This is a genomic window from Collinsella sp. LCP21S3_A9 (assembly GCF_052118785.1).
Lineage (GTDB): Bacteria > Actinomycetota > Coriobacteriia > Coriobacteriales > Coriobacteriaceae > Collinsella.
The window spans coordinates 47,582-54,623 of sequence record NZ_JBQKGN010000013.1 but is presented as its reverse complement, the minus strand read 5'-3'; the positions used below and the strand labels follow the sequence as shown (position 1 = coordinate 54,623).

4 protein-coding genes are annotated in these 7,042 nt (G+C 61.8%); all 4 read left to right on the top strand.

Annotated features, from left to right (window positions below; genetic code table 11):
* Positions 1 to 275 precede the first annotated feature (275 nt).
* The 4 genes from carA (at position 276) to ACTQ05_RS06670 (ending at position 6,988) form a co-directional block, all read left to right on the top strand.
* Positions 276 to 1,721, top strand: coding sequence for a glutamine-hydrolyzing carbamoyl-phosphate synthase small subunit (gene carA / locus ACTQ05_RS06685; RefSeq protein ID WP_441538494.1), 1,446 nt, complete (start codon positions 276 to 278; stop codon positions 1,719 to 1,721).
* 1 nt (position 1,722) lies between these two features.
* Positions 1,723 to 5,037 carry a carbamoyl-phosphate synthase large subunit gene (carB, locus tag ACTQ05_RS06680; protein WP_441538492.1) on the top strand — a complete coding sequence of 1,105 codons (3,315 nt, stop codon included), beginning with the start codon at positions 1,723 to 1,725 and terminating at the stop codon, positions 5,035 to 5,037.
* Positions 5,038 to 5,482: 445 nt separating this feature from the next.
* Positions 5,483 to 5,947 carry a 5-(carboxyamino)imidazole ribonucleotide mutase gene (purE, locus tag ACTQ05_RS06675; protein ID WP_154516732.1) on the top strand — a complete coding sequence of 155 codons (465 nt, stop codon included), beginning with the start codon at positions 5,483 to 5,485 and terminating at the stop codon, positions 5,945 to 5,947.
* Positions 5,948 to 5,983: 36 nt separating this feature from the next.
* Positions 5,984 to 6,988, top strand: coding sequence for a class B sortase (locus ACTQ05_RS06670; protein WP_441538490.1), 1,005 nt, complete (start codon positions 5,984 to 5,986; stop codon positions 6,986 to 6,988).
* The last annotated feature ends 54 nt before the right edge of the window (positions 6,989 to 7,042 follow it).

Here is a 7,042-nt window from a genome sequence, read left to right as displayed (position 1 = left end):
TCCGAGAGGGCGGGATGCCGTTCGAGATGAGGGTCAAGACGCCGGCGCCCGACGAGGAGACGGCGAGTTAGCCGGCAGGTCGGCATGTCAATCCTGGTCTAACAGAGCCTTTTTTAATCCCCGTCCCAGAAAAATCATTATGCATAAGAAGTCATAATTATCATTTTGTAAACAATTCTATGTAATTAACGCCATACGGCATACTTACGGTTAGAATACCACGAGGCCTAACTACACACCTTTAAGCCGGTCCCGAGAGACCGGGAAGGAGAACTATGGCGAACAACCATATTGCGGGCGCTGCCGCCCGCACCATCGCGCCCAGCGAACTGTGCCAGCGCATGCTGGCCAAAACTAGCAAGGGTGCTTGCGGTCCCTGCATCCTGTACCTTGAGGATGGGACCATTTTTTATGGCCGTGCATGTGGTGCCGAGGGCACCGCGACCGGCGAAGTCTGCTTCAATACCTCACTCGAGGGTTACTTTGAGGTTATGACCGACCCGAGCTATGCTGGCCAGATCGTTACCATGACCTATCCGCAGATTGGCAACTATGGCATCGACGAGACCGATGTCCAGTCCGCCTTCCCCGGCGATGACGTACGCCCTGCGAGTGCTCCCGCCATGCGCGGCATGATCGTGCGCGACATGTGTGCCACGCCTTCTAACTGGCGCTCGGCCGTCAGCGTGCCAGAGTACCTGCGCGCACACGGCATCGTCGCTATCGAGGGCGTCGACACCCGAGCCCTGGTGCGCCACCTGCGCGACAATGGCTCCAAGATGGGCATTATCTCGACCGAGGTCCTCGACATCGACGAGCTTGCCGAGCGCTTGGCCTCTGCTCCCACGCTGGTGGGGGAGAACCTGGTCAAGACCGTGAGCTGCCCTGCGCCCCATCCGTTCGCCGGAAGCGATCTGCCTGCCGAGCATGGCTTTGCGCTTGCGGCCCCCGCTCCCGCCCGCCACAACGTGGTCGCGTACGACTGCGGTGTCAAGCGTGGCATCCTGGAGGGTCTGGTCCGTGCTGGCTGCGCCCTCACCGTCGTGCCATGGGATACACCCGCGCGTCAGGTACTCGACATGAATCCCGATGGCGTCTTTTTGTCCAACGGTCCCGGCGACCCCGATGCCGTGGTAGAGACCTACGAGCAGGTGCAGCAGCTGATCGGCAAGGTGCCCGTCTTTGGCATTTGCTTAGGTCACCAGATGATCAGCTTGGCATGCGGTGCCCAGATGGAAAAGCTCAAATTCGGTCACCGTGGCGGTAACCAGCCGGTTATGAATCTGGTCAGCCGCCGCGTGGAAATTACCGCGCAAAACCATGGCTTTGGCCTGCTGTTCCCCAGCTTGGGCAAGCTTGTCCCCGAACTTTCGGGCGGCGAGACCGAGCATGCGGCCGACGGCGATCTGCGCGTCTGGGTGCGCCGTGGTATCGCGCCCGTCGTGATGAACGAGCGCTTTGGCCGCATTCGCCTGACGCACGTGAACCTCAACGACGGCACCGCCGAGGGCATTCAGCTGCTCGACGCCCCGTGCTTCTCGGTCCAGTACCACCCCGAGGCCTCGCCCGGCCCCACCGATGCCCACTATCTCTTTACCGCCTTTACGCGACTCATGGACGGCGAGGAGAACTACCTGGACATCGACACCGCGAAGGACCGCCTGCAGGGCTGGAACTTTGCCGACAATGGTTCCGCCACGACCGAGACCGAGGAGAACTAACATGCCTAAGCGTACTGACATCAAGCGTATCCTCGTCATTGGTTCGGGTCCCATCGTCATTGGCCAGGCCTGCGAGTTCGATTACTCCGGCGCCCAGGCCTGCAAGGTGCTCAAGGAGGATGGCTTTGAGGTCATCCTGGTCAACTCCAACCCGGCGACCATCATGACCGACCCGGGCCTGGCCGACCGCACCTATGTCGAGCCCATCACCGCCGAATTTATCGAGCGCGTGATCAAGAAGGAGCGCCCGGACGCGCTGCTGCCCACGCTGGGCGGCCAGACCGGTCTGAACGCCGCCGTCGAGCTGGCAAAGGACGGCACGCTCGACCAGTACGGCGTCGAGATGATCGGCTGCGACCTTGCCGCCATCGAGCGCGGCGAGGACCGCAAGCTCTTTAACGAGGCCATGGCCGAGATCGGCCTGGAGGTCGCGCGCTCGGGCTATGCCTACAGCGTGGCCGACGCCGAGGCCATCGCCGAGCGCGTGGGATATCCCTGCGTGCTGCGCCCGAGCTTTACCCTGGGCGGCGCCGGCGGCGGCATCGCGCACACCCACGAGGAGCTCGTCTCCATCGTGAGCCAGGGCCTTGAGCTTTCGCCCGCCCACGAGGTACTGGTCGAGGAGTCCATCGAGGGTTGGAAAGAGTACGAGATGGAGGTCATGCGCGACCACGCCGGCAACGGCATCATCGTGTGCTCCATCGAGAACCTCGACCCCATGGGCGTGCATACCGGCGACTCCATCACCGTGGCGCCGGCGCAGACCCTCTCCGACCTTGAGTATCAGCGCATGCGTGTCGCCTCGCTCGCCATTCTGGAGAAGATCGGCGTCGAGACCGGTGGCTCCAACGTGCAGTTTGCCGTGAACCCGCAGACCGGTCGCCTGATCGTCATCGAGATGAACCCGCGCGTGAGCCGTTCGTCCGCACTGGCCTCCAAGGCCACGGGCTTCCCCATCGCCAAGGTCGCCGCTCGCCTGGCCGTGGGCTACACGCTCGACGAGATCGTCAACGACATCACCAAAGCCACGCCTGCCTGCTTTGAGCCCACGATCGACTACTGTGTGGTCAAGGTGCCGCGCTTTGCCTTTGAGAAGTTCAAGGGTACCGACCCCACGCTCACAACGCGCATGAAAGCCGTGGGCGAGATCATGGCGATCGGCCGCACCTTTGAGGAGGCCTTTGGCAAGGCCATGCGCTCGCTGGAGGACGGACATCAGGGCATTTGCGCTGGTGGCAAGGAAGGTGCCGATAAGCTGAGCGACGACGAGCTCGCTCAGGCCGTGGGCACCCCGACTGAGCACCGCATCTTCTTTGTGGTCGAGGCCCTGCGTCGTGGCTGGGATGTCGCGCGCATCCATGCCATCTGCGGCATCGATCCGTGGTATCTCAACCGTATCAACGATATGGTGCAGGTCCAGGAGAGCATTCGCGGCCTGCGCGTGGAGGACATCGACGCCGACGCGATGCGCCTGCTCAAGCAGTATGGCACGAGCGATGCCGAGATTGCCGCGCTGACCGGCTCGGACGAGCGCTTTGTTCGCGCTTACCGTAAGGGTCTGGGCGTGGTTCCCAGCATGAAGACGGTCGACACCTGCGCTGCTGAGTTCTCGAGTGCCACGGAGTATCACTACAAGACCTACGAAAACATCTACCGCACGAGCCCGGTCGCCAAGAAGTACGTTGCCCCCGACGAGACCACGCCGGCAGATAAGCCCAAGGCGATGATTCTGGGTGCCGGCCCCAACCGTATCGGCCAGGGTATCGAGTTTGACTACTGCTGCGTGCACGCAAGCTATGCGCTGGCGGCCCGTGGCTTCGAGACCATCATGGTCAACTGCAATCCCGAGACCGTCTCGACCGACTACGACACGTCCGATCGTCTGTACTTTGAGCCGCTCACCTACGAGGACGTCATGGACGTTATCGATGTTGAGCGCCCCGACGGCGTCGTGGTGACGCTCGGCGGCCAGACCCCGCTTAAGCTGGCGCGCATGCTCGAGGAGAGCGGCGTGAACATCATGGGTACTAAGCCCGATGCCATCGATTTTGCCGAGGACCGCGAGCGCTTTGCCGCCCTGCTCGACAAGCTGGGTATTATGTACCCGCCGGCGGGTCAGGCCACCTCGTTTGAGGAGGCCGAGGCCGTGGCCGCGCATATCGGCTACCCGCTGCTGGTTCGTCCGAGCTATGTGTTGGGCGGCCGCGGCATGATGATCGCCTACGATGCCAAGCATCTGCACGATTACATGGCCGAGGCTGCCCGCATTAGCCCCGACTACCCGGTGTACCTCGACCGCTTCCTGGAGGGCGCGATCGAGTCCGATGTCGATGCCCTGTGTGACGGCGAGGAGGTCTACATCGGCGGTATTCTGGAGCATATCGAGGAGGCCGGTATCCACTCCGGTGACTCCGCGACTTGCATTCCGCCGTTTAGCTTTAGCGAGAGTCTGCAGGCGAAGCTCCGCGAGACCACGCGCCGCATCGCGATGGCGCTGGGGGTTCGCGGCCTGGTCAATGTGCAGTATGCCATCAAGGGCGAGACCGTCTACGTGATCGAGGCCAACCCGCGTGCCAGCCGTACCGTGCCGTTTATCTCCAAGGCCACCGGCGTGCCGCTGGCCAAGTGCGCGGCGCGCATCATGGCGGGCGATTCCATCGCGAGCCTGGGCCTGCCGAGCGACGAGCGCCAGCTGGACTGCTTCTGCATGAAGGAAGCCGTTATGCCCTGGGGTCGTTTCCCGGGAGCCGACGTTATCCTGGGGCCCGAGATGAAGTCGACGGGCGAGGTCATGGGTGTAGCCAAGAGCTATCCCGAGGCATACGCCAAGACACAGCTGGCGATTGACTACAAACTGCCCGATCCGAGCGCTGGCAAGGTGTTCATTAGCGTGTGCGATCGCGACAAGCGCCATATCCTTTCGGTTGCCCGTATCCTGCGCTATCTGGGCTTTGACATCTGCTCTACCGAGGGTACGGCGCGCGTGCTGCGTGGAGGCAATGTGACGTGCGAGGTCGTGGAAAAGATCAGCGGCCCGCACGACGGCGAGCGCCCCAACATCGGTGACCTTATCGCCGATGGCAAGATCGCGGTGATCATCAATACGCCGTACGGCCCGGGCTCGCGCGGCGACGGCTATCTGTTGCGCACCGAGGCGGTGCGCCGCGGCGTGACCTGCGTGACGGCGATGTCTGCCGCCAACACCTACGTGAGTGCTATCGAGGCGGTGCGCGAGGACCAGCAGGGCCACGGCAGCGCCAACGACATGGGCATGGACGTCATCGCCCTGCAGGACCTGCCGCAGTACACGGTGTAATGTGACCTGGTCGGCCGGGGCGGGAGGGGCCGAGATTTCCCCCTTTCGCTCCGGCTGCAAGCAGAGTCGCTCAGGAGGAAACTCGGCCCCTCCCGCCCCGGCCTGCGGTGACTTTGCTGCACCGTGTGCTGTCGAAGGGACTTTGCGCGATGACTAGGGCTAAATGAAAAGTGAGTGTGGGCGCCGCCGTTCATTCGAACGGCGGCGCCCACGTTAATATTTCAGCCAACGTACGTCATGGCAATCCCCGGTAGGTCCCCGGGTGCCCCGCGGCGGGCTGGGTTATTTAGCTGAGCGACTTTGCGTAGCAACCGGAGTGAAGATGAAAACACCGGGCCGCCGCAGAGCACCAACAGACCGCAGGGACGGGAGCAGCTATACTACTCTCAGTAGTTAAGGGTCGCGGATTGGCCGCGTCACCGCTCTCAACAGGAGGTCTTTGTTTATGGCAGATCAAAAGCCGGTTGTCGGGATCATCATGGGTTCCAAGTCCGATCTGGGCGTTATGGAAGGCTGCACCGCCGAGCTCGAGGCGCTCGGTGTGCCCTATGAGCTCGTGATTGCCAGCGCGCACCGTACGCCAGCGAAGGTCCACGAGTGGGCTTCGACTGCCGCCGACCGTGGCATCAAGGTGATTATCGCCGCAGCCGGCAAGGCCGCGCATCTGGGCGGTGTCGTGGCTGCCTTTACGCCGCTGCCGGTTATCGGCGTGCCTATGAAGACGAGTGATCTGGGTGGCATGGATTCGCTGCTGTCGATGGTGCAGATGCCTTCGGGCGTGCCTGTGGCATGCGTTGCCATCAACGGCGCCAAGAACGCCGCCATCTACGCCACGCAGATTCTGGGTGCTTGCGATCCCGAGTATCGCGCAATTATCGAGAAGATGAAGCAGGAGATGGCTGACGCTTAAGCGGCTTGCCGTTCCGTTGTAATCATAGGGAGAGTCATGTCCGACTATCAGGGAAAACGTTTCTCGGCTTCTCAGATCCCCGATCCATCCAAGTCGGGATCGGCCCGCTCCATGCAGCAGGGTCGGGCATCCTCTCCTCAACAGGCTCGTGCGCCGCGCCCCGTAACGCCGACGTCCCATCGCCGTCAGGATACGCCGGCTGCGTTTCGCCCCTCGTCATATGGCACGGCAAAGAAGCAGGCCCGGTCGACGAGGCAACCGAGCGGCGCTCCGTCCAGCTACACCGAGCCGCCGCGTAAGAAACGCCGCTCCATCATCCCCATTCTGCTCATCATCGTGGGCATCGGTCTGATCGTTGCCGCCGCCGCCATCTTTATCAATGCTCAGATTGGCTATAAGCAGGCAAGCGATTCGTACCAAAAGATCGAGAAGCAGTACGTGAGCGATAAGGATGCGAGCGGCGTGCCGATTGTCGATTTTGACGCTCTTGCTAAGGCAAATCCCGAGATCGTGGGATGGATTTATGTGCCGGATACCAACATCAACTATCCCGTGGTGCAGGCCAAGGACAACTCTAAATACCTCAACACGCTGTTTGACGGTACGTCCAATGCGTCGGGTGCGATTTTCTTGGACTTCGAAGATGTCGCGCCGGGCATGGTGGACCAGCAGACGACAATCTACGGCCACCATATGAACGACGGATCGATGTTTAATGTGATCTCGGACACCACCGACCAGGCGACGTTCGATAGCATCGAGTACGTGTACTACATCACGCGCGATGGCACGTATAAGCTGAGACCGCTGGCTACCAAGGTGGTTGAGGATACGTACTCCAAGGCGCGCGCGACCAACTTTGAGGGCGACGACGGGCTGACAAATTATCTGTCCGAGATGCTCGACGGTGCCTCTGCCGTGGCGAGCGATGCCACCGATCGTGCCGCTTCGGCAACCAAGGTCGTAACACTTGTGACCTGCCGCTCACTGTCATTTAGCAATACGCGCGCAGTCATGGTACTCACGCCGGTCGAGGAATAAGCGGTTCGAGAGTAGCTAATTTGGGACGGGGCTCTTTTAGCTACCCCAGTCACC